Raw genomic sequence first — 26,157 nt, 5'->3', positions numbered from 1 at the left:
GTCATGGATTGGCAAGCGACCCGGCCGGGCGAAACCGAAGCCGCTTTGCCCGAGCGCAGCGATGCCCGCCTCGTCTTCATCGGCCGCATCCGCACGCCCTTCGCGACGCGCGATGATTGCCCGCGTCAGGGTAGCCAGGACGGACCCATTTGCCGCGTCGAGATCGATCCGCATTGGCATCAGGCGCTCAAGGGCATCGAAACCTTCGGCGAGCTCGATCTGCTGTACTGGATGCACGAAGCCAGGCGCGATCTGCTGACGCAGACGCCGCGCGGCGGCGGCACGCTCGGCACCTTTGCGCTGCGCTCGCCGGTACGCCCGAACCCGATCGCATTGTCGCGGGTGAAGCTCGAAGGCGTCGAAGGAGGCACCCTGCTCGTGCGCGGGCTCGACTGCCTCGACGGCACGCCGCTGCTCGACATCAAGCCTTTTCGCTGCAGCCATTCGCACGGCACACCGGGAACGTCCCATGCCGCATCCTGATCGCCGCGCCGTCCTCGCCGGCCTCGGCGCGACGATCGCCACCCCGCGCCTCGCTCGCGCCGCAACCATCCGCGACGGCGCCGGCCGCGAGGTCCCGGTCCCCGGCAAGGTCGAGCGCATCTTTCCGGCCGGGCCGCCCGCCGCGATCCTGGTCTACACGCTGGCGCCCGACCTGCTGATCGGCTGGCCGCGCGCCAACCGGCCGGAGGAGCGCGAATTCCTGCTGCCAGGGATCGGTGACCGGCCAGAGGTGGGCCGGATCACCGGCCGCGGCAACAGTGCCAATCTCGAAGCCGTGTTGCAGGCCAGGCCAGACCTCATCATCGATTCCGGCTCGACTGGCCGCACCTATGTCGAGCTCGCCGAGCGCGTGCAGCAGCAGACCGGCATCCCCTACGCCCTGCTCGACGGCCGCTTCGACCAGACTCCGGCAAGCTATCGCATCCTCGGCCAGCTCACCGGCCGCAGCGAGCGCGCCGAGACGCTGGCGCGCTGGTGCGAGGACAGTTTCGCGACGATCCGCGGCCGCATCGCTTCGATCCCACCCGAGAAGCGCCCGAGCGTCTATTATGCCCGAGGCCCGCGCGGGCTTGAGACCGGGCTCGGCGGCTCGATCAATGTCGAGACCCTCTCCTTCCTCGGTGCCCGCAATGCCGCCGCCGAGCAGCAGGGCAGCGGCCTTGCCCAGGTCTCGCTCGAGCAGGTGCTGGCCTGGAACCCCGATGTGATCGTCACCATCGACCTTGCCTTTGCCGAGAGCGTGCGCAGCGATCCGAATTGGGCCGGCGTGAAGGCGGTACGCGAGGGCCGGGTCCATCACTCGCCGAAACTGCCTTTCGGCTGGGTCGATTTCCCGCCCTCGGTCAACCGCGCCATCGGCCTGTGGTGGCTGGCAAAGCTGCTCTATCCCGCGCAATTCCCCGAGGACATCCGCAAGCTCGCCCGCGACTTCCACACGCTGTTCTACCAGGTGACGCCAAGCGAGGCACAGCTCGATCGCGTGTTGGCGGGGCGGGGGTGAGGGGATGATGCTCTTGCTGCAGGTCGCCTCGCCTGCTTCGCTGCGCCCGCAATGACCTCCTCCCTGCGCGGCAATCTGATCGCCCTTGTGCTGCTGGCGTTCGCCGTGCTCGCCGCCTTCGCGCTTGGGCGCTTTCCGGTCGCCCCTGGCGATCTCGGCCGCCTCGCCTGGTCGCTGGTCACGGGCGAACCCTCCGGCCTGCCGCCTCAGATCGAGACCGTGGTCTGGAACATCCGCGGCCCGCGCATCCTCGCGGCGATCCTGTGCGGGGCCGCGCTTGCCATCGCCGGCTGCGCCTTCCAGGGCCTGTTCCGCAACCCGCTGGTCTCGCCCGACATCCTCGGGGCCTCCTCGGGCGCAGCGCTCGGCGCTGTCATCGGCATCTATCTCTCGCTCGGCCTGTTCGGAATCCAGCTCGCTGCATTCGTGGGTGGGCTCGTCGCGGTCGGCGCCGTCTATGCCGTCGGCTCGACGATCAGGCGCGGCGATCCCGTGCTCGTGCTGGTACTGACCGGCGTCGTCGTCGGCTCGCTGCTCGGTGCCGGTATCGGCCTGGTGAAGTATTGGGCCGACCCCTACAACCAGCTCCCGGCCATGACCTTCTGGCTGCTCGGCAGCCTCGCCGGCACGGCCAAGCCCGACCTCATCCCCCTGCTCGGCCCGGTCCTGATCGGCGCCGTCATCCTGCTGGCGCTGCGCTGGCGCATGAACGTGATGTCGCTGCCGGAGGAGGAAGCGCGTGCCCTTGGCCTCGCCACAGGCCCCTTGCGCATCGCCATCATCGCCGCGGCCACGCTGGTGACGGCGGCGAGCGTCGCGGCGGCCGGTATCATCGGCTGGGTCGGCCTCGTCGTGCCGCATCTCGCCCGCTTCCTCGTCGGCCCGGATTTCGGCCGGCTGCTGCCGACGGCGGCGCTGCTAGGCGGCGGCTATCTCCTCGCCATCGACACGTTGGCGCGGACCGCCGCCCCGGTCGAGACGCCACTCGGCATCCTCACCGCCGTGATCGGCACGCCCTTCTTCATCTGGCTGCTTGCTTCGGCACGCGGAGGCTGGTCGTGAGCCTCGAAGCCAGCGCCCTGGCCTATGGCTATCGCGAGCGTGAGATCGGCCGCGACATCGCGCTCGATCTCGCCGGCGGAGAAATCCTGGCGCTGCTCGGCCCCAACGGCCATGGCAAGACGACGCTGCTGAAGACGCTGCTCGGCCTGCTGCCGGCAAAGGAGGGAACGCTCACGCTCGATGGCAGGCCATTGGGTGCACTCTCGATCGGCGAACGAGCCTGCGCCCTCGCCTATGTCCCGCAGGTCCATGCCGGCACCTTCGCCTTCTCGGTGAGCGAGGTCGTGCTGATGGGCCGCACCGCCCGCTCCAGCCTGTTCGCGGCACCGTCTGGCCATGACTGGGACGTGGTGAGCGCGATGCTGGATCGGCTCGGCATCGCGCATCTGGCGCAGCGCCCCTACACCGAAATCTCCGGCGGCGAGCGCCAGCTCGTCATGATCGCCCGCGCTCTCGCCCAGGAGCCGCGTTACGTCATCCTCGACGAGCCGACGGCGAGCCTCGATTTCGGCAATCAGGGCAAGGTGATGAACCAGATCCGCCGCCTCACCGGCGAAGGGCTCGGCGTGCTCTTCACCACCCACGATCCCAACCAGGCGTTGCGCTATGCCGACCGGGCGCTGCTGCTGCGCGAAGGCCGGGCGCTCGCCAGCGGCAAGGCGAGCGAGCTGCTGACGCCGGAGCTGCTCGCAGCGCTCTATGGCGTCGCGATCGAAACCGTCAGGGGCGACGGAAAGCTCGCCTTCCTGCCCGGCTGAGCAACCTCGCGGTGCAAGCGCCGATCCCGTCACAATCTCCTGATCCCATTTACCTACGGTCAGAACATCGCGTGTGATCGTGGCGCCGCCGGCGGGCGTACCGCTTTCGGCGGCATGATCGGCCGGCCTATGCGATGCCTTGGGGGATAGTGAATGAAGCGCATCATCGGAGCCGCGCTCCTCTGTGGCCTCGCCGCGATCTCGGGCACATCGAAAGCAACCGCGCAGCAGCCCACGCAAGGCTCGATCGAAGCGCTGCTGCCGGAGTTCGAGAAGCAGGTCGCCGAGGGCATGAAGGCCTTCTCGGTGCCGGGCGTCGCCATCGGCATCGTCCATGACGACAAGCTGATCTACGCCAAGGGCTTCGGCATCCGCGAGCTCGGCAAGCCCGAGCAGGTCACGCCGGAGACGATCTTCCAGGTCGGCTCGACCACCAAGGCTTTCCTCGCCACGACGCTGGCGCAGGCGGTCGATGCCGGCCGCCTCGGCTGGAGCGATCCGGTCATCGACCATACTCCCGAGTTTCAGCTCGCCGACCCCTGGGTCACCCGCGATTTCCGCGTGCTCGACCTTGCGGCCCAGCGCTCCGGCCTGACGGCTTACGTCAACGACGCGCTCACCATGCTCGGCTACGACAAGCAGACGCTGATCCGCTCGCTGCGCGTCGCGCCGCAGCTGGGGATGTTCCGCTCGGATTTCCGCTATCTCAACATCCCGCATGTCGTCGGTGGCGAGATCGTCGCCAAGGTCAACGGCGCACCGTCCTGGTTCGACTCGCTGCAGAAGAGCCTGCTCTTCCCGCTCGGCATGGCCGCGACCACCGCCACGGCGGAGACGATCACAGCCGCTCCGAACCATGCGCAGGGCCATCGCCTCGCCGACAAGCCGGTCGCCGTGCCCTTTCACCCGTCCTTCCCCTATGCGCTGGGTCCCGCCGGGGCGCTCAACTCGAACATCCCCGACATGGCCAAATGGCTGCGCCTGCAGCTCGGCCGCGGCCAGTTCGAGGGCAAGATCCTGGTCTCCGAGGACAATCTCGACGTCACCTGGACGCCGCGCGTCGCCATGAACGAGCGCAGCTCCTATGCCGTCGGCTGGGTCGCGACCGCGACGCCGCGCGGCCGGATCATCTGGCATAATGGCGGCACCTCCGGCTTCGGCGCGCATGCCGGTTTCCTGCCCGACGGCAAGACCGGCATCGTCATCCTGACCAATCTCGAGAATATCGGCCTGCCGGACGCGCTGGCGATGTGGTTCTACGACCGCGTGCTCGGCAACCCTGCCGTCGACAACGTCGCGCTCGCGGCCGCCGCTGCGAAGACCCGTCGCGAGGCGGCGCAGGCCGAGGCAGCCGGCTTCGCGCCCGGCCCGCTGTCACCGCTCGCCGCCGGCTTTTCCGGCAGCTACGCCTCGCCGATCCTCGGCGACGCCACCGTGGCGCTCACTGGCGGCAAGCTCAGCCTGACGCTGGAGAAGACCGAGGCGCAGCTCCTCCTCGAGCCGAACAAGGACGATCCCTACCTGTTCCAGGCGCGGCTGGCGCCAATCGGCGCCTTCGTCGCGCCGTCCGAGATGTCCGGCGGCGAGCCCTTCGTCCGCCTGCGCTTCGAGACCGACGCCGCCGGCAAGATCACGCAGATGCGCTGGCTCAGTCCCGAGCTGCCGCATAGCTTCGCGCGCGCAGCGCAGTGACGGGAGGGAGCAGCATCATGACGATCCGCATCGCCCTCCTGTCGTTCGCCACCGTTCTCGCCATCAGCTCCACCGCCTCGGCCGCGCCGGCCTTCGCGCCTCTGCCCGAGACTGCCGCCTCCCTACCGGTGGAGCCCGCCCGCTCGGCCCTGCGCAAGTTCTTCGACGCGCTCGGCGACGACGACGTCCATGACGATCATTACGACTGGAACGACTATCGCGACGCAACCTCGCGCAAGGACCGCATCCGCGACTGGCAGCGCATGCAGCTCGACGCGCAGAAGGACTACTGGCGTCAGCAGAAGGACATGCAGAAGCGGGCGATCAAGGCCCAGCGCGGCTGGTAGGTCGCCAGCGTCGCAGCGGTCACGTCAGGGGCTGGCAGGAAACTGCCCCACCCCCCTTACCTTTCCCCATCGGGCTGTTGCATAGTCGCCCAGACGTGGCGTCATGGCGCCACAGGATGGGGAATGGACATGAAGACCTTTGCTCTCGCCGCGGCGCTGCTCGCCGCCGGCACCCTCGCCGCTTCCGCACAACAGCTGGCGCCCAGCCCGACGCTCGATGCGATCAAGGCGCGCGGCCATCTCGAATGTGGCGTGCATCTCGGCCTGCCCGGCTTCTCCTTCGCCAACGACAAGGGCGAGTGGACCGGGCTCGACGTCGACTATTGCCGCGCCCTCGCCGCCGCCGTGCTCGGCGATGCCACCAAGGTGAAGTACACCCCGACCTCGGTTCAGCAGCGCTGGCCGATCCTGCAGTCGGGCCAGGTCGACGTGCTCTCGCGCAACTCGACCATCACCTTCTCGCGCAACGCCACGCTCGGCCTCAACTTCCAGGGCATCAACTTCTACGAGGGCCAGACCTTCATCGTCCGCAAGAAGGCGAACGTGAAGTCGGCCGAGGAGCTCGACGGCGCTTCGGTCTGCGTCGCCGCCGGCTCGACCGAGGAGAAGAACGCCGCCGACTGGTTCCGCGAGCGCAACCTCAAGGTCACCATCACCAATTTCCAGAAGAATGACGACGCCATCACCGCCTATGACAGCGGCCGCTGCGACGCCTACACCGCCGGCGTCGGCGCCCTCGCCGGCCAGCGCGCCAAGCTCAAGGTTCCGGATGACCACACCATCCTGACCAAGCCGATTTCGAACGACCCGCAGGGCCCGGTCACCCGCTATGGTGACGAGCGCTGGCAGCTGATCGTGCGCTGGGTGCTGAACGGCACCATCGCCGCCGAGATGCTCGGCGTCACCTCCAAGAACGTTGACGAGATGAAGGCCAACTCGAAGAACACCGAGGTCCGCCGCCTGCTCGGCGCCGAGGGCGGCTTCGGCGCGATGATGGGTCTGCCCGACGACTGGATGTACAAGGCGATCAAGCAGGTCGGGAACTATGGCGAGAGCTATGAGCGCACCGTCGGCCTGGGCTCGCCGCTGAAGCTTGAGCGTGGCCAGAACCAGCTCTGGACCAAGGGCGGCCTGCTCTTCACCCCGCCGTTCCAGTGAGCGCGCGGCGGCTCGACGCGTGAGCCGCTGTCACTCCGGACAAGCCGCATAGCGGCGCAGTTCCGGAATCCATCGTAAAGCGCCGGAGTCCTGCCATGGATTCCGGCTCTCCGCTTCGCTCCGGCCGGAATGACGGCTGGCCCTCAGCGTTTCCTGCGAGGTCGAGCATCGTGGCCAAGGCCTTCGCCTTCATCAACGACAAGCGCGTCCGCGACGTCTTCTACCAGGCGGCGCTGCTGATCGGCCTCGTGGCGCTGCTGGTCTATTTCATCCGCAACGCCTCGCAGAACATGGTCCAGGCCGGCATCGCCTCGGGCTTCGACTTCCTCTGGCGTACCTCGGGCATCGAGGTGCCCTTCGTCCTGACCAACTACACCCAGTCGGACAACATCCTCGCGCTGTTCTGGGCCGGCGTCGCCAACACGATGCTGGTGACGGTGATCGCGCTGGTGCTGTCGACGGCACTCGGCTTCCTGATCGGCATCGCCCGGCTCTCCTCGATCTGGCTGGTCCAGGCCATCGCCGGCGCCTATGTCGAGTTCGTCCGCAACATCCCGCTGCTGTTCTTCGTGCTGTTCTGGTATTTCGGCGTCATCGCCGCCTTGCCCGCCCCGCGCGAGAGCCTCTCGGTCTTCGGCGTCGCCTTCCTCAACAATCGCGGCCTGACCATCCCGCTGCCGGATGCCGGCGCGACTTTCAAATACGCCTTCATCGCGATCGCGATCTCCTGCCTGCTGCACTGGCTCTTCCTGCGCTGGGCCAGGCGGCGCAAGGAGGAGACCGGCAAGGACGCGCCGATCCTGCGCGTCGGTCTCGTCCTGCTGCTGCTCATCCCCGCCCTCGCGCTCGCCTGGGCGACGCTGGCGACGCGCTGGGACATTCCGGTGCTGCGCGGCTTCAATTATCGCGGCGGCTTCGTCGTCATCCCTGAATTCGTCGCGCTGCTCGCGGCGCTGGTCACCTACACCGCCGGCTTCATCGCCGAGATCGTGCGCGGCGGCATCCAGTCGGTGCCGCACGGCCAGATCGAGGCATCGAGCGCGCTCGGCCTGCGCCCCGGCCCGACGCTGCGCCTCGTCACCATCCCGCAGGCGCTGCGGGTGATGACGCCGCCGATGACCAACCAGTACCTCAACGTTCTCAAGAACTCGTCCTTCGGCGCGGCGATCGCCTATCCCGACGTCGTCAGCCTGTTCATGGGCTCGGCGCTCAACAACACCGGCCAGGCGATCGAGATCATCGCGATGACGCTCGCGGTCTATCTCGTCATCGGCCTCGCCGTCTCGGCCTTCATGAACTGGTACAATGCCCGTATCGCGCTGGTGACCCGATGAGTGCCGCCGCAACGCTTCCGACCAGATGGCGCGAGCGTCTGTTCGGCACGCCGACCATCACCGTGGTGACGCTGCTGCTCGCCGCGCTGATCGCCTGGATCGCCGTGCCGATCATCCGCTGGGCCCTGATCGACGCGACCTGGAGCGGCCAGACCCGCAATGACTGCACCGGCACCGGCGCCTGCTGGGTCTTCATCAAGGCCCGCTTCGGCCAGTTCATGTACGGGTTCTACCCGCTCGAGGAACGTTGGCGGCCGAACCTCGCCGGTCTCGCCTTCGCGCTCTCCGGCGCAGCGATCGTCCTCGCGCCGAAGCGGCTGAAGCTGGGCCTTGGCCTCGCTGCGCTCGTCATCCTGCCGCCGCTCGGCGTCTGGCTGCTCGGCGGCGGCTTCGGCTTGCGCGCGATCGAGACGCGCGAATGGGGCGGGCTGATGCTGACCGTCTTCATCTCGATCTATGCCAGCCTGATCGCGATCCCGCTCGGCATCCTGCTCGCACTCGGCCGCCAGTCCGAGCTGAAGGTGGTCAAGCTGATCTCGGTGCTGTTCATCGAGTTCTGGCGCGGCGTGCCGATCATCGCAGTGATCTTCCTGGCCTCGCTGCTGCTGCCGCTCATCATGCCGGCCGGCATCGGCGTCGACCGGCTGGCGCGCGCCGTGATCGGCCTCGGCTTCTGCATCGCAGCCTACATGGCCGAAGCCGTGCGCGGCGGCCTGCAGGCGCTGCCGAAGGGCCAGCGCGAAGCGGCGACCGCGCTCGGCCTGTCCTACTGGAAGGCGACCTGGTTCATCATCCTGCCGCAGGCGCTGCGCATCTCGCTACCGGCGATCACCAACGAGTTCATCGCGCTGGTCAAGAACACCACGCTCGTCCTCGTCGTCTCGATCCTTGATCTGCTCGGCATCGCCCAGGCCTCGCTCGCCGATCCCAACTGGGTCGGCATGAACATGGAGGCCTATGTCTTCTCCGGGGCCCTGTACTGGCTGATCTGCTTTGCGCTCTCGCGCTGGAGCCGGAGCCTGGAGACGAAGCGAGGGCGGTAGCATTCCGCCGTCATGCTCGGGCTTGACCCGAGCATCTCAGGCCGAAGGAGGCTCCGGCCAGCGCCTTCTCGTCATGAGATTCTCGGGTCGGCGCTTCGCTCCGCCCGAGAATGACGGTGAACCTTCACCCCTTCATGTAGTCGTGGATCTTGCGGCCGAAGGGCAGTGTCAGGTCGGCGATGAAGTGATGCGCGCCCAGCACCTTGCGCACCGGCAGGTCGGCGACCGGCGCGTTGACATGCGGGATCAGATGCAGCCGGCCGGGGCCGATCCATGAGCCCTTCACCGTGATGTCGGTGAGGTTGAGCGCGACGAGCTGGCAGATCTCCGGCTCGCCGTCGACGCCGGGAATGATCTTCAGGTTGACCTGCGTCTTGGTCAGCATCGCCGTGGTCTTCACGCCATTGCCGGCGAGGCTCTCATGCTTGTAGCCCATCGTGCCCATCGCGACCTGCTGGCCGGCATATTCGAGCGTGCCGGTCAGCGTGTCCTTGACCACTTCGAGCTTGGGATGGGCGTATTTCTTCGGGAAGCCCCAGATTTCGCGGCCTGCCGAGATCGGCGGCTCGATGTCGAGATACATCTGCGAGACGAAGCTGACCTCCTCCTCGCCGAACAGGCAGGGGATGACGATCCCGGTCTCGGTATAGGTGCCGAAGCCGGAGGAATCCGGCATCTTGATCCATTCATAGTGCACGATCGGCTGCGCCGTCGGCATCAGCGGCTCGGGCAGATGATGGCGGATCAGCTCCGGATCGGTCTCGTAGCTGATGATCATGTATTCGCGGTTGATGAAGCGATAGGGCCCGGCCGGATAGCTCGGCCCGGCGAGCGGCATCGAGGGCAGGTCGAGGATCTGCTGGCGGTTCATGGTCGTGCCCTCACTGCGCGGTCCAGCCGCCATCGACCGGCAGGATGACGCCGGTGATCGACTTTGCCGCATCGGAAGCGAGGAAGACAGCGAGCGCCGCCACCTCCTCGCTGGTGACGAACTGCTTGGTCGGCTGGGCATGCAACAGGACATCGTTGATGACCTGCTCCTTGGTGAGATTGCGCGCCGCCATGGTCTCGGGAATCTGCTTCTCGACCAGGGGCGTCCAGACATAGCCGGGACAGATCGCATTGGCGGTGATGCCGAAGGTCGCCGCCTCCAGCGCCACCGTCTTGGTCAGCCCGGCGATGCCGTGCTTGGCCGCGACATAGGCCGATTTGAACGGCGAGGCGACCAGCGCATGCGCCGAGGCCGTGTTGATGATCCGGCCCCATTTGCGCTGCTTCATGCCCGGCAGCGCGGCGCGAATGGCATGGAAGGCGGCCGAGAGGTTGATCGCGATGATCGCGTCCCATTTCTCGACCGGGAATTCCTCGACCGGCGAGACGAACTGGATGCCGGCATTGTTGACGAGGATGTCGACGCCGCCGAACTCGGCTTCCGCCTCGGCAATCATTGCGGCGATCGCGCCGCCATGGGCCATGTCGGCTGGCGAATAGCGCGCCTTCACCCCGAAATCGGCCTCGATGCCGGCCCGTTCCTGCTCGATCGCCTCCGGCGCGCCGAAGCCGTTGATGACGATATTGGCGCCCTCGGCCGCATAGGCGCGGGCGATGGCGAGGCCGATGCCGGAGGTCGAGCCGGTGACGACGGCGGTCTTGCCTTTGAGCATGCGTGATCTCCCAGCCGCGAGAACGCGACGCGCTGCTTGCGTCGCAAGGTCCGTGCCGCTGAGGTGGAAGAGCAAGCTGACGGGGCGATGAAGCTTGTCTGACGGGCCGGTGACACCGATATCCCACACTGCCCGCGTCACATGCCTGTCACTGCCCTCCCCCCAGACATGGGCGAAATCCAGCTCTTCCCGATGATCGAGCGAACGGAATCCGCGCCATGAACGCCCCTTTTGCGCCGTCCTCCACCGACCACTATCTCGGCTGGCGCCCGGAGCGCTGTGACCGCGTCGCGCTCGTGCTCCAGGGCGGCGGCGCGCTCGGCGCCTACCAGGCAGGCGTCTATCAGGCGCTGCACGAGGCCGATATCGCCCCCGACTGGGTCTCGGGCGTCTCGATCGGCGCGATCAACGCGGCACTGATCGCCGGGAACCCGCGCGAACGACGGCTCGAACGGCTGGAGACCTTCTGGAACCGCATCACCGACCGCAAGGTCTGGTGGTTCACGCCGGAGGGCGACATCTTCCGCCAGGCCCGCAACGCGGCCTCGTCCTTCATGACCACGGTGCTCGGCCAGCCCGGCTTCTTCGAGCCGCGGCGCACAAGCGCCTGGCTGGCACCAGCCGGCGCCACTGACGCGACCAGCTTCTACGACACCTCGCCCTTGCGCGAGACCCTGCTGGAGCTGGTCGACTTCGACCTGATCAACGAAAAGCGCACGCATTTCTCGGTCGGCGCCGTCAACGCGCTTTCCGGCAATTTCGTCTATTTCGACAACATGCAGGAAGAGATCACACCCGAGCATGTCATGGCCTCGGGTGCGCTGCCGCCGGCGTTCCCGACCGTGCAGATCGGCACAGACCACTACTGGGACGGCGGCATCGTCTCGAATACGCCGCTGTCGCATCTGCTCAACCAGGACGACACGCTGAACTCGCTGATCTTCCAGGTCGACCTGTTCTCGTCACGTGGCCCGATCCCGCGGACGATGCAGGACGTGATGGGCCGGCACAAGGACATCATGTACTCCTCGCGCACCCGCATGGTCACCGACCTGTTCCAGACGCTGCAGAGCTGGAAGAAAAAGACCCATGATGCTCTGACCCACATCCCCGAGGATGCCCTGAGCGAGGAGGATCGCAAGCTCCGCGACGAGCTCGCCTTGATCCCCGAGCACACCATCCTGCAGTTGATCTACCAGCAGAAAAGCTATGAGAGCCACGCTAAGGATCACGAGTTCTCGCGCACCTCGATGACGGATCACTGGCACTCCGGCTACGAGGACACCAAGCAGACGCTGACCCGCAAGGACTGGCTGACGATCCCGCCGGACGGTGCGGGAATCGTCACGCACGACGTCCATCGCGATTTCGAGCGCTGCTGAACCTCGGAGCCTCTGTCAACGCTCCTGCGGCGGCACGTTGCGCAGCAAGTTGCTGCGCTCGCGCCGCTGCTCGGCCGTCCATTGCGAATGGTGGCGCTTCGTACCGGCGGGGCGGTTCGCAAGGCCAAGGCCGAGCCCGCCCCAGTCGCCGACCGGCCGGATCGGCCTCTGCACGAAGCCGCCGCCGCAGCTCGGGCAGACGTTTTCGAGCGTCTTCTCGGCGCACTCCGCGCAGTAGGTGCATTCATAGCTGCAGATGCGCGCCTCCAGCGAGGCTGGCGGCAGATCGCAGTCGCAGAGTTCGCAGTTCGGCCGCAGCTCAAGCATGGCGTCTTTTCCTCTCATTGCAGGGACTGGATGCCATGAGGGGACGATGTCATAAATGACAAGATGACCTCGTTTCCTGCCATCTCTGCAACGGCGCCGATCCGCGTCGTCATCGTGCTCTTCCCGCGCACCAAGCTGCTCGACGTCACCGGCCCCCTGCAGGTCTTCAATGATGCCAAGCACGCAGATGGCAGCGCGGTCTACGCGATCACCCTCGCCTCCGAGCATGGCGGCCCGGTCGAGACCGATGCGGGCGTGCCGCTGCCGAGCATCCCCCTTGCCGAGGCTGCGGCCCGGCCAATCGATACCCTGCTGGTCTCAGGTGGCCGCTCGGCATTGGACGCGGCCGGCTCGGCTGTACTGCTCGCCTTCCTGCGCGAGCAGAGCGGCATGGTCCGGCGCCTCGGCTCGATCTGCCTCGGCGCCTTCATCCTCGCCGCCGCCGGCCTGCTCGAAGGCTGCGAGGCGACGACGCATTGGGAATACACGGAACGCCTCGGCGCAGCCCATCCGGCCACCACGGTCAGGCCGGACGCGATCTTCGTCAGCAACGGCCGGATCTGGACCTCGGCCGGCGTCTCGACCGGCATCGACATGGCGCTCGCCATGGTCGAGGAGGACCTGGGGCGCAAGGCAGCGCTCGATCTGGCGCGCGACCTTGTCCTCTACCTCAAGCGCCCCGGCGGCCAGGCGCAGTTCAGTGGCGAATTGCAGCGCCAGTCGCGCGATGCCGCCGGGCGCTTCGAGGCCCTGCACGCCCATATGCGCGAGCATGCGGCCGGCGACCTCTCAGTGCCCGAGCTCGCTCGCGTGATGGCGATGAGCCCGCGCCATTTCGCCAGGGTCTATACGCAGGAAACCGGGGTCAGCCCGGCCAAAGCGGTCGAGGCGGTCCGACTCGATCTCGCCCGCGACCTGCTGGAAGAAACGGATATCGGCATCCAGCAGATCGCGGTGCGCGCCGGCTTTGGCGACGATGAGCGCCTGCGCCGCGCCTTCCTGCGCCGCTATGGCGTCGCGCCGGGCGAGTACCGGACGCGGTTCGGGAACGTGCGGGTGGATTAGCCCCGCCCCAACTCCACGGGCACGGAATAGGAGCGCTTCACCCGCCCGAGCGCGAAGCTCGATTCGATAGAGGCGACATTGTCGAGCCGCGTCAGCTTGTCCTTGAGGAAGCGCTCATAGGCGGCAAGATCGCTGACGATGATGCGCAGGAGATAGTCGCGCTGCCCGGTCATCAGGTAGCAGTCGGCGACCTCGGGCCAGCGCGACACCGCCGCGGCGAAGCGGTCGAGCTCCTCCTCGCGCTGGCGCTCCAGCTTGATCGAGGCGAAGACCGAGACGGGCAGGCCGAGCTTCTCCTGGTTCACGATGGCGACATAGCCCTCGATGATCCCCGCCTCCTCCAGCAGGCGCACCCGCCGCGCGCAGGGGCTTGGCGAGAGCCCGACCTTGCCGGCCAGCTCCTGCACGCTGATCCGTCCGTCCGCCTGCAGGGCCTGGACGATGCGGCGGTCGATCTCGTCGAGCTTGAACTCTGGCATTTTCCCTCGCCTCGCCGGGAGAGCTTAGCGGAAACCGCCAATACCGTAAGCCGGCGAGGCGGTCTTTAGCTGCCTTCCCCAAGGCAATTGTGCATGATGTCCCGGCCCAAGGAGCACCGCGATGTCCGATCCCCGCCTGCCCATCCTCGCCGAGCTCGAGAAGAAGATTCTCTGGCTCGCATCGTGGACGATCCACAACGCCAACCACATCCGTGCCAATGAGGACGGGATGAAGGTCGGCGGCCACCAGGCCTCCTCGGCCTCGCTGGCGACGATCATGACGGCGCTCTACATGGCCGCGCTCAAGCCGCAGGACCGGGTGGCGGTGAAGCCGCACGCCTCGCCGATCTTCCACGCCATCAACTATCTGATGGGCCTGCAGACACAGGAGAAGCTCGAGAACTTCCGCGGCTACAAGGGCGCGCAGAGCTATCCCTCGCGCACCAAGGACATCGACGACGTCGATTTCTCGACCGGCTCGGTCGGCCTCGGCGTCGCGCAGACGCTGTTCTCCTCGCTGGTTCAGGACTATGTGAAGGCGCATGGCTGGGGCAAGGACACGCCCGAGGGCCGCATGGTCGCGTTGATCGGTGACGCCGAGCTCGACGAGGGCAACATCTTCGAGGCCCTGATGGAGGGCTGGAAGCATGGCCTGCGCAACACCTGGTGGGTGATCGACTATAATCGCCAGTCGCTCGACGCCGTCATCCGCGAGGGCCTCTATGACCGCTTCGAGCAGATGTTCAAGAACTTCGGCTGGGACGTCGTCACGCTGAAATACGGTTCGCTGCAGCAGGCGGCGTTCAGGGAGAAGGGCGGCGAGCGGCTGAAGGCCTGGATCGATTCCTGCCCGAACCAGCTCTATTCGGCCCTGACCTTCCAGGGCGGAGCTGCCTGGCGCAAGCGCCTGATGGACGATCTCGGCGACCAGGGACCGGTGACCAAGCTGATCGAGAAGCGCTCCGACGCCGAGCTCTCGAAGCTGATGTGCAATCTCGGTGGCCACGACCTGCCCTCGATCCTCGAGGCCTTCGAGGCTGTCGATCACGACCGGCCGGTCTGTTTCCTGGCTTACACGGTCAAGGGCTTCGGCCTGCCGCTGGCGGGCCACAAGGACAACCATTCGGGCCTGATGACCAAGGAGCAGATGGAAGGCTTCAAGGCCGCCAACAAGGTCCGGCCCGGCCATGAATGGGATCTGTTCGAAGGGCTGGCGCTGCCGGAGAAGGAGGTCCGCGCCTTCCTCGACAAGGTGCCGTTCTTCGCCAAGGGCCGTCGGCGCCATTCGGCCCCGGCCCTGCCCGTCCCGGCCAAACTCGAAGCCGGCATCCAGGCAACGATGTCGACGCAGATGGGCTTCGGCAAGGTGCTCGACGAACTCGCCAAGCTCGGCGGCCCGCTCGCCGACCGCATCGTCACCACGGCGCCGGATGTCACCGTCTCGACCAATCTCGGCCCCTGGGTCAACCGGCGCGGCCTGTTCGCGCGGGCTTCGATGGCCGACACCTTCAAGGACGAGCGCATCCCCTCGATGCAGAAATGGGAGTTCTCGCCGAAGGGCCAGCATATCGAGCTGGGGATCGCCGAGATGAACCTGTTCATCAACCTCTCGGCGCTCGGCCTGTCGCATTCGATCTTCGGCGAGCGCCTGATCCCGATCGGCACGCTCTACGACCCCTTCATCTCGCGCGGCTTGGACGCGCTGAACTATGCCTGCTACCAGGACGCCCGCTTCATGGTCGTGGCGACGCCCGCCGGCGTCACGCTCGCGCCAGAGGGCGGCGCGCACCAGTCGATCGCGACACCGCTGATCGGCATGAGCCAGGACGGGCTCTGCGCCTTCGAGCCGGCCTTCGTCGACGAGCTCGCCGTGATGATGCGCTGGTCGTTCGAATACCTGCAGAAGGATGGCGAGGGCGATCCGGACGAGCGCACCTGGCTGCGCGACGAAACCGGCGGCTCGGTCTACCTGCGCCTCTCGACCCGCCAGGTCGAGCAACCCAGGCGCGCCATGACTCCTGAGCTGGAGCGCGACATCATTGACGGCGCCTATTGGCTCAGGAAGCCCGGCCCGAACGCCTCCGTCGTGATCGCCTATACCGGCGCCGTCGCACCCGAAGCGATCGAGGCCGTCGGCCTGCTCGGTGAGGACCGGCGCGATGTCGGCTTGCTCGCGATCACCTCCGCCGACCGGCTCAACGCCGGCTGGCAGGCGGCCGAGCGGGCGCGCCAGCGCGGCAACCACGAGGCGACCAGCCATGTCGAGCGCCTGCTCGGCGAACTCTCGCGCGATTGCGGCATCGTCTCGGTTCTGGACGGCCATCCGGCGACGCTGGCCTGGCTCGGCAGCGTCCACGGCCACCGGCAGAAGGCGCTCGGTGTCGAGCATTTCGGCCAGACCGGCACGGTCGCCGACCTCTACCGCCATTTCGGCATCGACGCGAACGCGATCGTGCACGCGGCGAACGCTGCCGCGCCGGGGCGGCCGGTGAGGTATCTGAAGGCGCTGCCGTAAGGCGCGCCGGCTGCGCTTACGCCTCGCCGATGTAGCGGCTGCGCAGATAAGCCTCGAGATCGGCCTCGCTGCGCGGCGACAGCAGGAATCGCCGCCAGGCCGCGGTCTCATGCGAGACCGCAGTCATCTCCCAGATGCAGAACGTCCCGCGATGAGCGTGAGGAGCGTCAAACGGCGCGAACGCCGTCATGCCTTCGTCGATGAACTGCACGGTTTCCCAGAGCTCATTGGTGCCGCGCCAGGTGCAGAGCAGCAGGAAATGGAAATGCTCGCCGCAGCGATGCAGGATGGCGAAGCCGACCTCGCCGTTCCGGCCGGCCGCAAAGCCTTCTGCCGCCTTTCGTGCCAGCGCGACGATCTCGGCCACGACGCCGACTTCGGCGATCTCATACCATTTCAGCACCGCCTGCGGCGCGACGAGGTTGTCGCCGGTCGCGACCTGCTTCAGCCGGGCGCCCTGCCCTGCGGGCGCGTCCATCTCCACGATCCGCACCGCAACCCTCCCGCGCCAGCCAGGCTCTGAGCTGGCTTGCCCGGCACGATAGCGCGCCTGCTGCCAGCAGGCGTCGGCAGTGGTTCAAAGCTGCGGCTAGGGCCGCTTGACCTTCACCCCGGCGAGCAGCCAGGCCCCCGTCAGGAAGAAGCCGATCAGCACCGCCAGGCCCGCGCGCTGGCTCGCAAAAACGGTCGTCGCCAGCGCGACCAGCGTCGGCCCCAGGAAGGACGTCACTTTCCCCGCCAGCGCGAACAGACCGAAGAACTCACCGATTCGGGCGGGCGGCGCGATGCGGGCGAGCAGGCTGCGCGAAGACGCCTGCAACGGCCCGGCGACCAAGCCGATCAGCAGCCCCAGGTCGAGATAGACCTTTTCCGGCAGCGAGGCGAAGAGCCCGTCGCCCGGTGTCGCGGGCGCGGCCTCGAAGAAGAAGGCGACCTGCCCCGGCCCGAGCGAGAGGATGCCGATACAGGCGAAGAGCAGGCAGGCGATGGCGCCAAGGATCACCGGCTTTCCGCCGATCGCATCGTCGAGCTTGCCGCCGGCCCAGGCCCCGAGCGTGCCGGTGACGGTGAGCAGGATGCCGAAGACACCGAGCTCGATCGTCTGCCAGCCGAAGACGCCCGCGCCATAGATGCCACCGAAGGCAAAGAGCGCGACCAGCCCGTCCTGGTAGATCATGTTGGCGAGCAGGAAGCGGCCAAGCCCGGGTAGCGAGGGCAGTTCGGCGATCGTCGCCTTGAGATGCGAGAAGCCGCCTGCCGCCGCCTCCTTCAGCGGAATGCCGGTCCGCGGCGAGTCCGGCGTCAGCAGGAACATCGGGGTGACGAAGATCACGAACCAAAGTGCCGTAAGCGGCCCCGAGAAGCGGTCGCCCTCGCGAGCGGCGGCATCGAGCCCGAACAGCGGCGACAGGCCGGCCAACGTCTTGCCCGTATGCGGATCGGCCGCGAGGAAGCCGAGCGTCAGCGTGAGCGAGACCAATCCGCCGAGATAGCCGACGGCCCAGCCGGTACCGGAGAGCCGCCCGAGCCGCTCCGGCGGCACCAGCCGCGTCATCATCGCATTGTTGAAGATCGTCGCGAATTCCGCGCCGATCGTGCCGACGACGAAGCCGGCGAGCGCGATCGGCACCGCCCAGGGCGAACCCGGCTTGGCGTACCAGAGCATCGCCGAGCCCGCGACCAGCATGGCGCCGAACACCGCGATCCATGGCTTGCGAGGGCCGGTCCTGTCGGCGATGCCACCGAGCAGCGGCGAGAGCAGCGCTATGGCCAACCCGGCAAGGCCCGTCGCATAACCCCAGAGCGCCTGCCCCTCCGCCGCATCGCTCGCCAGCGCCGAAGCGAAGAAGGGCGCGAAGACGAAGGTGGTGACGAGGGTGAAGAAGGGCTGCGCCGACCAGTCGAAGAAGATCCAGGCGACGACCGAGCGCCGCGGCGGATAGGTCGCTGGCTGGTCGCCAGAGGCAGGCAGGGAGGCGGTGTTCACTGCAGCGTCGTGTCCGGGTCGGAGCCGCCGCGCGCTAGTTCGATCTCGGTGATCGCGACCAGCACCTCGGCTCGGGTCTTCAGGCTCGGCGCTTCCAGCAGCGCCTGTTTCTCACGCGGCCCGAACGGGCACATCATCGAGAGGGCGTTGACCAGCGCCTCGTTCGGCGCCTCGTTGACACCCTTCCAGTCGATCTTGAGCTCGTTTGCCTTGGCGAAGCTGCGCAGCGCCTTGATGAGGCCGGCGCGATCGACCTCGTCCTCGCCGGCGCGCGCCTCGAAATCGACGGCGAAATCGCCATAGGAGACCCGGCCCTGGCGATAAGGCGTGGTGACGGAGATCTCCTCCTCCAGCCGGAAGCGCGAGATGCCGGTCAGCGTGATGACGTAACGGTCGTCTCCGGTTTCGGCGAATTGCGTGATCCGGCCGATGCAGCCGACCTGGAGCAGCGGGGGCACCTGCGCCTGGCGTCCGTTCTCCGACTCGGGCTGGATCATGCCGATGACGCGATGCGTGCGCAGCGCATCGTCGATCATGGCAAGATAGCGCGGCTCGAAGATGTTGAGCGGCATCTGTCCGCGCGGCAGCAGGAGCGCGCCGGCGAGCGGAAACAGCGGGATCACCGCCGGGCAGTCCCCAGGCCCGGAATAGACCGCGTTCATGCCCATCGGCGTGCGCTCCTCTCTCCTCACGAAAACAGCAGGACCGACAGCTTGCGACGGCCGGCGACACTGTGCTCGTCCATCGGCCCCCAGGCCTCGAACAACTGCAGCAGCTGCTTGCGGGCGCCGTCATCGTTCCATGTGCGGTCGGCCTTGATGATCGCGATCAGATGGTCGACCGCCTCCTCGCGCTTGTCGCGGGCGTTCAGCGCCAGGGCCAGGTCGAACCGCGCCTGATGATCTTTCGGATTCGCCGCGAGCCTGGCCTCGAGCTCGGCCGTGTCGCCAAGCGAGGCGGCCTGCTCGGCAAGTTCGACCGCGGCCCTGACCGCCGCGACGGCCGGATCCTGGGCTTTGGCTTCGGGCACCATGGCGAGGAAACCCTTGGCACCCTCGATATCACCGGCGTCGAGATGCAGGCGTGCTATTCCGGCAATCGCAGTGATGTTCTCCGGCTCGGCTGCCAGAACCTCGGCATAGAGCTCGCTTGCGCCCGCCGCGTCGCCCGCCTCCAAAGCCTCCGCCGCAGCCGCCAGCACCTCCTCGATCGGCCCGGGCCCCATCGGTCCCACGAGCTTCTCGATGAAAGCCTTGACCTGGCTCTCCGGCTGCGCGCCCATGAAGCCGTCGACCGGCTGGCCACGCTGGAAAGCGATCACCGCCGGAATCGACTGGATGCCGAGCTGACCGGGGATCCCCGGGTGCTCGTCGATGTTCATCTTGACCAGCTTGACCTTGCCGCCGGCCTCGTTGACCACCTTCTCGATCACCGGGGTCAATTGCTTGCAGGGCCCGCACCAGGGCGCCCAGAAGTCGACCAGCACCGGCTGGTTCATCGATTCGGCGATGACGTCCTGGCGGAAGCCCTGCGTCGTCGTGTCCTTGATCAGCCCCTTGGCCGGGGCCGCATCGCCATTGACCAGCATGGCTCGTCCTTCACCTAGCAATCTGTCGACGTGAAAATCGAAAAAACGGATGCCCGCGCCGCGGGCCACCCCATAGATGGGTGGCTTCAGCCGTTCTGTCCATCGTCCGGCGGCGTCGGAAGGTCAATGATCATCGGCTCGTGCCGGACCGCGCGCAGGAAGGCGATCATATCGTCTCTGGAGATGCCGAGCGTCGCCGTGTTGACCAGAGGATGGAAGTTCAGGCGCTCGCCATCCATCAGGGCAGCGTCGAGCACCATGGAGACGTCGCCCGCATGGTCGTTGACCACGGCGAAGGCAGTGACAGAGCCCGGCGTGACGCCGAGCTTCTCCATCAAGAGCTCGGCAGAGCCGAAGGACAGCCGCCCGCTGGCGCCGAGCCGCTCATGCAGCCGCTTCAGGTCGATCCGTGTGCTCTCCAGCGCCGAGACCAGGAAGATCCGTCCCTTCTTGTCCTTCAGGAACAGGTTCTTGGTGTGATGGCCGGGAACCTTGCCGCGCAGTTCCTTCGATTCGGCGACAGTGAAGACTGCGACATGGTCGATGCGCTCGGTCTTGATACCAAGTTCATCGAGCTTGGCGATGAGAGCGTCGGGAGAAAGAGACGTGGGCATGCTCGGCCGGTCAGGACAGGGAAGCTGCGCGATGCCTAAGGCCGCCGGCCGGCGCAGGCAAGCGAAGCGAGGCATGAAACAGGCCAGCTGCCTCTTCGCACCGCTCCGCGCAGCATAGGGCGACCGGACATCGCTCGCGTCGACATGGCGCCCAAGTCGCCCAGGATGACAGGTGTTTCTCCATCATATCGCCCGCGGGATCGACAGAGCTGACGGCGCATTCGGCGCTTATCCCCGTTATGGCATTGTTTCTTCGGCGGTTTTGCGGGCCTGTCACGCGACCATCAGAAAATTGCAACAAGGCGCTTGCGCTTCTCGTCCCGTTGGGCAATAAACCGGCCGCGCCGCCAACACGGCGCGACTGTCTCGGATGCGGGTGTAGCTCAGGGGTAGAGCACAACCTTGCCAAGGTTGGGGTCGAGGGTTCGAATCCCTTCGCCCGCTCCAGACAATCTCAAGGTTTGAGAGGCACGTAAGCGTCGGGTTTCCCGGCGCTTTTTGCTTTTTGTGCTTGGACATTTTGAGAGCATTTCTCGAAGAGCCTCGAAAGCCCGTGGTTACCTCGCGGTTATGGCAGCGGCACCATGAAGGGGTGCTGAAGCGAGCAGATCAGCCCTTCGAGTTCGGGATCCTCTGACAGCGAAGCAGATGGACGGACCTCGGGAAACCACGCTTGGCGTAGGAGAGGAGCAATTTTTTGCATCCGATGCCGGCTCACATCGGCACCGTCGGACCTCGTCGCTCCACCGAACGAGCGCGCAGGTGGCGGCGTTTCCGCCTTCGCCTCAGCCACAGACCGAATGCGAATGGCAGCAAGGCGCTGACGGCGAGCGGCGCTGCATGCGGGAAAAGTTCGATGCTGTAGAACTTCCCGACACCCCACACGGCCACTCCGAAAAGGCAGACGCTGATCAGGCCATAAGTCAGCGCCGAGCCGACGGGTGCGGGAGCATAGGCGGAGGCCGCGATTTCGGCCGCTACGCTTTGGCGATCAACGCGGTTCAATGCGATACGACGGCAAAAGCCAGCGCCATGGCTGCAATCAGCCCGCCATAGGCCAGCCAGACCGGATATCGGCTCAAGAGCCAAACCCTGTACAAGTTCCAGTGCGACATGACGTTGGTCATTGCGGGCTCCGACATTCTGCTCTGGGGAATAGGCACGGCCCTCGCATTAACGATGCATCTGGAATTGGTTTCTGACAGCATGTCTGCCAAGCTCGCCTGAGGGCGCACGCCTCGCCCCGTTCGCCGAACCGCTCCCGTGGCTCGATCATCCGCCTGGCGTAAGAATCCAGCTATCGCCGAAACCCGACCTCAGACGCGTTCCATCACCCGTCCGGCAAACGTCAGATGGTCCGCGCCGATCGACGTGATCCTGATATGGCACCGTCCACCGTCGTCGGTCTCGAGCATCAGATCGCCTTGAAGGTCGGCGAGAGCCAACATGCCCGGGTTGCAGATGAGCTTGCCCGATCTCTCATTCGACATGTCGCAGACCATCTCGGCACGCTGTCCTGTCTTCGTGATCAAACGAGCCATGGGTCGATTCCTTCTGCGCGAGGGCGGGCACACCGCACACGCTCGGAATGACAGTCTGCCAACTCCATCATGTCCCTGTCTGCGAGCGCAGCGAGCCTTTGATATGGGAAATCGCCGCCTGAATCGGTAGAGGCAAAAAATAATAAACGGCCAAAACCTTAGACATCGAGATATTACCGCACGAGATCAACGTTTTAAGGGGAACTAATGTAAGAAAAATATTCGATAATAACTTTACTTCATGGAATTTCTGAGCGAGAATTATTTTTTGTACCTTGTATCGGGTGAAATTTATCCCATATCCGAGCGTGATCGGTCGGTATTGAAATTGCTGGCCGCGAGCGGTCGGGCTGTCGCCGGGCACGCCTTCCCCCGTCCGTCGGAAACCTCCGACAAGATCATGTTGCTTAGGAAGGAGGCCGCAGTGACCAATCGCACCACGCAGATCTCCGTCCACTTTTCGCGCCCATTTTTGCTGCCCGGCTTCGAGGCGCCGCAGCCGGCCGGGGAATACCGGGTCGACTACGACGAGGTATCGATCGAGAGCACGTCCAGACTTGCCTGGCGACGTGTGGGCGGCTTCGTCCATTTGCCGGCTATCGGAATGCCCGGATCCTTACACCAGATGGTTCCGATCGAGCCGGCTTATCTCGCCGCAGCCCTTGAAAAGGACCAGCAGCTGCCTTGATCGGCAGGCGCTGAAAGCTGCGGGCCGGAACTCAGCCGCTCTTGCAAAGACAAGGCCCGCAAAGGCCGGTGCCTTCGCCGATATCCATGCCTTGCCGGCCCCGCCGCAGCGTCTTTCGACAATCCCGTCGAACCGTCGAAGCCCGGCGATCTTGGAGTTCGCCATGGCCCTCGAATTGGCTCGCCTGCAGGCCGTACCTAAACCCTGGGGCTCGCACGACCTCCTGCCATGGAGCGGGACAGATCATCACGACGTCGCCATCGGCGAAATCTGGTTGCAGCGCCACGATTCGGCTCCTGAGCCCGCTTTGCTCCTCAAGCTGCTGTTCACACGCGAAGCGCTGTCGATCCAGGTGCATCCGGATGACGACGCAGCCCACGCGATGGGGCTTGCGCGCGGCAAGACCGAAGCCTGGTATGTGCTTGCTGCCGAGCCCGGTGCCATGGTGGCGCTCGGCTTGCAGTCGTCGCTCTCGCAGGCGCAACTGCGAGCCGCGATCGAGGACGGCTCGATCGCCGAGCGCATGTCCTGGCAAACCGCCGCGGCGGGCGATGTCATCTTCGTGCCGGCGGGGACGATCCATGCGATCGGCCCAGGCCTCGTGCTTGCCGAGATCCAGCAGCGCAGCGACACGACCTTCCGCCTGTTCGATCAAGGGCGCCAGCGCGAGCTCCATATCGAGCTCGGTGTTGCCGCCGCCCATGCCGGACCGGCCGCAAAGCAGGTGCCGGCGCGACGCCTGAGCGATGCCAGGACGCTGCTCCTGGCGACCCCGTTCTTCACCCTCGAGCGCTTCGAGCTTGCTGCGGAATCGCTTTGGGAGTTGCAAGCCCAGGCGGAGACCTGGCTGCTGATAATCGCCGGAGAGGGCCGGATCGGGCCATGGCAGGCGCAAATGGGCGAAGGCTGCTTCGTGCAGGCGCAAACCACGCATCTCGCCGCCGGGCAAGCGGGCCTGACCTGCCTCGTCGCCTATGATGCCGCCCTGCCCAGCCATGATCTTCTGCGGCCGATCGCAGCCCGAAACGCGACCACGCCGGCCCGCAGCCCGATCCACGGGCCTCTGCTGCCCGCCGCGAGGGCGAAAGCGCAGTTTCCAACCACAGAGGCACGCGCATGACCGCACTCCATCGGATCGCCTTCATCGGCAACTCGCTGCCACGCCGCTGCGGCATCGCCACCTTCACCACGGACCTGCAGCAGGCGGTCGCGGCGTCGGACCCCGATCTGGCGACATCGATCGTGGCGATGAACGATAGCGACGGTTACGACTATCCGGGCTGTGTCCGGTTCCAGATCCGCGATGACCGAACAGAGGACTATGCGCGCGCTGCCGACTTCCTGAACGAGGGCCGGTTCGACGTCGTCTCGCTGCAGCACGAATTCGGCATCTTCGGCGGCGAAGCGGGCGCGCATGTCGCCGGATTGCTGTCACGGCTGACGATGCCGGTCGTCACCACGCTTCATACCGTCTTGTCGAAGCCGAGCCCGGCGCAGCGCGGCGTCATGGAGCGGATCGTCGATGCCTCGTCCCGCGTCGTCGTCATGGCGGAGAAAGGGCGCGACATGCTGCGCACCATCTACCGGCTTCCCGCCGACAAGATCGAGGTGATCGCGCATGGCATCCCCGATTTCGCTTTCGTCGAGCCGGACGAGGCCAAGGCCAGGCTAGGCTTCGCCGGCCGCTCGGTGATCCTGACCTTCGGCCTGCTCTCGCCCAACAAGGGCATCGAGGTGATGATCGATGCAATGCCGTCGATCCTGAGACGCCGGTCCGATGCCGTCTATGTCGTCCTTGGAGCCACTCATCCCCATCTCGTCCGCGAGCAGGGCGAAGCCTATCGCATCGGCTTGCAGAAGCGCGTCCATGAGCTCGGCATCGAGGATCACGTCGTCTTCCTCGACCAGTTTGTCGATCGCGAGACGCTGCTCGACTTTATCTCGATGTGCGACGTCTACGTGACGCCTTATCTCAACGAGGCGCAGATGACCTCGGGCACGCTGGCCTATAGCTTCGGGCTTGGAAAAGCGGTCGTCTCGACGCCCTACTGGCACGCACAGGAGCTGCTCGCCGATGGCCGCGGCGTGCTGGTGCCGTTCAGCGACGTCGTCGCGACCGGCAACGAGATAGCAGGATTGCTGACCGACTCGACCAGGCGACAGGCCATGCGCCGGCGCGCCTATGCCAGCAGCCGATCCATGACCTGGGAGCAGACCGCAAAACGCTATCTCGCTACATTCGAGTCGGCGCGGCGCAGCCGTTTGCTGAACGTGATTGCCGGGACGGCGCAGGCAAGACCATCCCTTCAGCTTTCAGCGCCACCGGAGCTGCGGACGGATCACCTCCGCTGCATGTGCGACGACACTGGCCTCTTCCAGCACGCCGTCCATTCTGTGCCGGACCGCGCGCATGGCTACTGCATCGACGACAACGCCCGGGCGCTGCTGCTGTCCTGCCTTCTCGGCAGCGCCGGCGAGCAGCACCTGCCCGAGCCTCTGACGGCGCGGTTCGCTTCCTTCGTCCAGCATGCCTGGAATCCGCAGGCGCAGCGCTTCCGCAACTTCATGAGCTTCGATCGACGCTGGCTCGAGGAGGTCGGCTCGGAGGACAGCCATGGCCGGACGCTCTGGGCCCTTGGCGAATGCGCGCGCAGCGACGCCAGCCCGTCACGGCGGCGCTGGGCCGCCGCGCTCTTCGCCGAAGCGCTGCCCGCGGTCGAGAGCTTCAGCTCGCCTCGTGCCTGGGGATTCGCCCTGCTCGGCCTCGACGCCTACTGCGCCGTGGTCGCGGCGCCGTCCTCCACCATCCAGCTGCGCTCCCTGCTGGCGGACCGTCTGCTCGCCCTGCTGTCGACGGTCGAGACGCCGGACTGGGTCTGGTTCGAGGAAGGTCTCTCCTATGACAATGCCCGATTGCCACAGGCTTTGATCGCGACCGGGCTTTCGATGCAGGTTTCCGCCTATGTCGAAGCCGGCCTGCGCTCGCTGCGCTGGCTGGTTGGGGTGCAGAGCACACCTGCCGGCCTGTTCCGGCCGGTGGGTTCGGAGAGCTTCGGCGACTGGCTCAGCCCACCGAAGGCGTTCGACCAGCAGCCCCTGGAGGCCACGGCGACCATCTCGGCCAGCCTTGCCGCCTGGCGCGCCGATGGCGACACGCAATGGCGAGCGGAAGCAGTGCGCGCCTTCGCCTGGTTCATGGGCGAGAACGACCTGTCGACACCGCTGGTCGATCTCGAAACCGGCGCCTGCCGCGATGGTCTCCACCGCGATCGGCCGAATGAGAACCGCGGCGGCGAATCCGTGGTATCCTACCTTCTCAGCCTCGCCGAGATTCGCCAGCTCTCCCGCATGAGTGGGGACCGCCCGAAACTGGCGCCGCTTCGGGTCTTGCACGCCTGAGCCTTCGGCG

26 protein-coding genes and 1 tRNA gene are annotated in these 26,157 nt (G+C 66.4%); 16 read left to right on the top strand and 11 right to left on the bottom strand.

Annotated elements, in window-relative coordinates; translation table 11 throughout:
• Positions 1-3 precede the first annotated feature (3 nt).
• The 9 genes from tsaA to AC1DS0_RS08140 all read left to right on the top strand — a co-directional run bounded on the left by tsaA (position 4) and on the right by AC1DS0_RS08140 (position 8,898).
• The gene (tsaA, locus tag AC1DS0_RS08180) at positions 4-483 is read left to right on the top strand and encodes a tRNA (N6-threonylcarbamoyladenosine(37)-N6)-methyltransferase TrmO (RefSeq protein ID WP_476813872.1); all 480 of its coding nucleotides are present in this window, start codon (positions 4-6) and stop codon (positions 481-483) included.
• Positions 470-1,504 (top strand): iron ABC transporter substrate-binding protein, encoded by a 1,035-nt coding sequence (locus AC1DS0_RS08175; protein WP_476813871.1) that lies wholly within the window; start codon positions 470-472, stop codon positions 1,502-1,504. The genes tsaA and AC1DS0_RS08175 overlap by 14 nt, the downstream gene beginning before the upstream one ends.
• Positions 1,505-1,555: 51 nt before the next feature.
• Positions 1,556-2,566, top strand: coding sequence for a FecCD family ABC transporter permease (locus AC1DS0_RS08170; protein ID WP_476813870.1), 1,011 nt, complete (start codon positions 1,556-1,558; stop codon positions 2,564-2,566).
• The gene (locus AC1DS0_RS08165) at positions 2,563-3,324 is read left to right on the top strand and encodes an ABC transporter ATP-binding protein (RefSeq protein ID WP_476813869.1); all 762 of its coding nucleotides are present in this window, start codon (positions 2,563-2,565) and stop codon (positions 3,322-3,324) included. The genes AC1DS0_RS08170 and AC1DS0_RS08165 overlap by 4 nt, the downstream gene beginning before the upstream one ends.
• Before the next feature lie 153 nt (positions 3,325-3,477).
• Complete coding sequence (locus AC1DS0_RS08160; protein ID WP_476813868.1) at positions 3,478-5,016, top strand: serine hydrolase; 1,539 nt, start codon at positions 3,478-3,480, stop codon at positions 5,014-5,016.
• A 17-nt stretch (positions 5,017-5,033) separates the two neighbouring features.
• Positions 5,034-5,363, top strand: a complete 330-nt coding sequence (locus AC1DS0_RS08155; RefSeq protein ID WP_476813867.1) for a hypothetical protein — start codon at positions 5,034-5,036, stop codon at positions 5,361-5,363.
• A gap of 129 nt (positions 5,364-5,492) precedes the next feature.
• On the top strand, positions 5,493-6,521 hold the full coding sequence (locus AC1DS0_RS08150) for an amino acid ABC transporter substrate-binding protein (protein WP_476813866.1): 1,029 nt from the start codon (positions 5,493-5,495) through the stop codon (positions 6,519-6,521).
• 170 nt (positions 6,522-6,691) lie between these two features.
• Positions 6,692-7,855, top strand: a complete 1,164-nt coding sequence (locus AC1DS0_RS08145) for an amino acid ABC transporter permease (protein ID WP_476813865.1) — start codon at positions 6,692-6,694, stop codon at positions 7,853-7,855.
• Positions 7,852-8,898 carry an amino acid ABC transporter permease gene (locus AC1DS0_RS08140; RefSeq protein WP_476813864.1) on the top strand — a complete coding sequence of 349 codons (1,047 nt, stop codon included), beginning with the start codon at positions 7,852-7,854 and terminating at the stop codon, positions 8,896-8,898. The genes AC1DS0_RS08145 and AC1DS0_RS08140 overlap by 4 nt, the downstream gene beginning before the upstream one ends.
• Positions 8,899-9,022: 124 nt before the next feature.
• Here AC1DS0_RS08140 and AC1DS0_RS08135 read toward each other — a convergent pair whose 3' ends face one another.
• Positions 9,023-9,769 carry an acetoacetate decarboxylase gene (locus AC1DS0_RS08135; protein WP_476813863.1) on the bottom strand — a complete coding sequence of 249 codons (747 nt, stop codon included), beginning with the start codon at positions 9,767-9,769 and terminating at the stop codon, positions 9,023-9,025.
• 10 nt (positions 9,770-9,779) lie between these two features.
• Positions 9,780-10,562 (bottom strand): 3-hydroxybutyrate dehydrogenase, encoded by a 783-nt coding sequence (locus tag AC1DS0_RS08130; protein ID WP_152013834.1) that lies wholly within the window; start codon positions 10,560-10,562, stop codon positions 9,780-9,782.
• Positions 10,563-10,780: 218 nt separating this feature from the next.
• Between AC1DS0_RS08130 and AC1DS0_RS08125 the strand changes: the two genes are divergently transcribed.
• A complete protein-coding gene (locus tag AC1DS0_RS08125; RefSeq protein WP_476813862.1) occupies positions 10,781-11,944 on the top strand; it encodes a patatin-like phospholipase family protein in 1,164 nt (387 codons plus the stop codon).
• A gap of 15 nt (positions 11,945-11,959) precedes the next feature.
• Here AC1DS0_RS08125 and AC1DS0_RS08120 read toward each other — a convergent pair whose 3' ends face one another.
• On the bottom strand, positions 11,960-12,271 hold the full coding sequence (locus AC1DS0_RS08120) for a DUF1272 domain-containing protein (RefSeq protein ID WP_476813861.1): 312 nt from the start codon (positions 12,269-12,271) through the stop codon (positions 11,960-11,962).
• Positions 12,272-12,334: 63 nt separating this feature from the next.
• Between AC1DS0_RS08120 and AC1DS0_RS08115 the strand changes: the two genes are divergently transcribed.
• Positions 12,335-13,336, top strand: coding sequence for a GlxA family transcriptional regulator (locus tag AC1DS0_RS08115; protein ID WP_476813860.1), 1,002 nt, complete (start codon positions 12,335-12,337; stop codon positions 13,334-13,336).
• On the opposite strand, the gene AC1DS0_RS08110 is transcribed toward AC1DS0_RS08115, so the two are convergent.
• Positions 13,333-13,815 (bottom strand): Lrp/AsnC family transcriptional regulator, encoded by a 483-nt coding sequence (locus tag AC1DS0_RS08110; protein WP_110491760.1) that lies wholly within the window; start codon positions 13,813-13,815, stop codon positions 13,333-13,335. The genes AC1DS0_RS08115 and AC1DS0_RS08110 overlap by 4 nt on opposite strands.
• A 121-nt stretch (positions 13,816-13,936) precedes the next feature.
• Between AC1DS0_RS08110 and AC1DS0_RS08105 the strand changes: the two genes are divergently transcribed.
• Positions 13,937-16,330, top strand: coding sequence for a transketolase-like TK C-terminal-containing protein (locus tag AC1DS0_RS08105; RefSeq protein WP_476813859.1), 2,394 nt, complete (start codon positions 13,937-13,939; stop codon positions 16,328-16,330).
• 16 nt (positions 16,331-16,346) lie between these two features.
• Here the strand turns inward: AC1DS0_RS08105 and AC1DS0_RS08100 are convergent, their stop codons facing one another.
• The 5 genes from AC1DS0_RS08100 to AC1DS0_RS08080 all read right to left on the bottom strand — a co-directional run bounded on the left by AC1DS0_RS08100 (position 16,347) and on the right by AC1DS0_RS08080 (position 20,519).
• Entirely contained in the window at positions 16,347-16,808 is a 462-nt protein-coding gene (locus tag AC1DS0_RS08100) for a hypothetical protein (RefSeq protein WP_476813858.1), read from the bottom strand.
• 111 nt (positions 16,809-16,919) lie between these two features.
• Complete coding sequence (locus tag AC1DS0_RS08095; RefSeq protein WP_476813857.1) at positions 16,920-18,317, bottom strand: MFS transporter; 1,398 nt, start codon at positions 18,315-18,317, stop codon at positions 16,920-16,922.
• Complete coding sequence (locus AC1DS0_RS08090) at positions 18,314-18,985, bottom strand: LON peptidase substrate-binding domain-containing protein (protein ID WP_476813856.1); 672 nt, start codon at positions 18,983-18,985, stop codon at positions 18,314-18,316. Before AC1DS0_RS08090 ends, AC1DS0_RS08095 begins: the two co-directional genes overlap by 4 nt.
• A 20-nt stretch (positions 18,986-19,005) precedes the next feature.
• Positions 19,006-19,905: a thioredoxin gene (gene trxA / locus AC1DS0_RS08085; RefSeq protein ID WP_476813855.1), complete on the bottom strand. Its 900-nt coding sequence runs from the start codon at positions 19,903-19,905 to the stop codon at positions 19,006-19,008.
• An 86-nt stretch (positions 19,906-19,991) separates the two neighbouring features.
• Positions 19,992-20,519, bottom strand: a complete 528-nt coding sequence (locus tag AC1DS0_RS08080; RefSeq protein WP_476813854.1) for a prolyl-tRNA synthetase associated domain-containing protein — start codon at positions 20,517-20,519, stop codon at positions 19,992-19,994.
• 372 nt (positions 20,520-20,891) lie between these two features.
• Here AC1DS0_RS08080 and AC1DS0_RS08075 point away from each other — a divergent pair.
• Positions 20,892-20,966: transfer RNA gene (locus AC1DS0_RS08075), tRNA-Gly, on the top strand.
• A gap of 554 nt (positions 20,967-21,520) precedes the next feature.
• Here AC1DS0_RS08075 and AC1DS0_RS08070 read toward each other — a convergent pair.
• Positions 21,521-21,646: a hypothetical protein gene (locus AC1DS0_RS08070; protein ID WP_476813853.1), complete on the bottom strand. Its 126-nt coding sequence runs from the start codon at positions 21,644-21,646 to the stop codon at positions 21,521-21,523.
• A gap of 189 nt (positions 21,647-21,835) precedes the next feature.
• Positions 21,836-22,060, bottom strand: coding sequence for a hypothetical protein (locus AC1DS0_RS08065; protein WP_476813852.1), 225 nt, complete (start codon positions 22,058-22,060; stop codon positions 21,836-21,838).
• A 424-nt stretch (positions 22,061-22,484) separates the two neighbouring features.
• Here AC1DS0_RS08065 and AC1DS0_RS08060 point away from each other — a divergent pair, with 424 nt between their 5' ends.
• From AC1DS0_RS08060 to AC1DS0_RS08050, 3 genes are all read left to right on the top strand, one after another.
• A complete protein-coding gene (locus AC1DS0_RS08060; protein WP_476814022.1) occupies positions 22,485-22,748 on the top strand; it encodes a hypothetical protein in 264 nt (87 codons plus the stop codon).
• A gap of 163 nt (positions 22,749-22,911) precedes the next feature.
• On the top strand, positions 22,912-23,868 hold the full coding sequence (locus tag AC1DS0_RS08055; protein WP_476813851.1) for a class I mannose-6-phosphate isomerase: 957 nt from the start codon (positions 22,912-22,914) through the stop codon (positions 23,866-23,868).
• On the top strand, positions 23,865-26,147 hold the full coding sequence (locus tag AC1DS0_RS08050) for a glycosyltransferase family 4 protein (protein ID WP_476813850.1): 2,283 nt from the start codon (positions 23,865-23,867) through the stop codon (positions 26,145-26,147). Before AC1DS0_RS08055 ends, AC1DS0_RS08050 begins: the two co-directional genes overlap by 4 nt.
• The last annotated feature ends 10 nt before the right edge of the window (positions 26,148-26,157 follow it).

The organism is Allobosea sp. P4_H5, assembly GCF_056400825.1.
The sequence above is the reverse complement of the archived record's forward strand: the minus strand, read 5'-3'. Positions and strand labels throughout refer to the sequence as shown.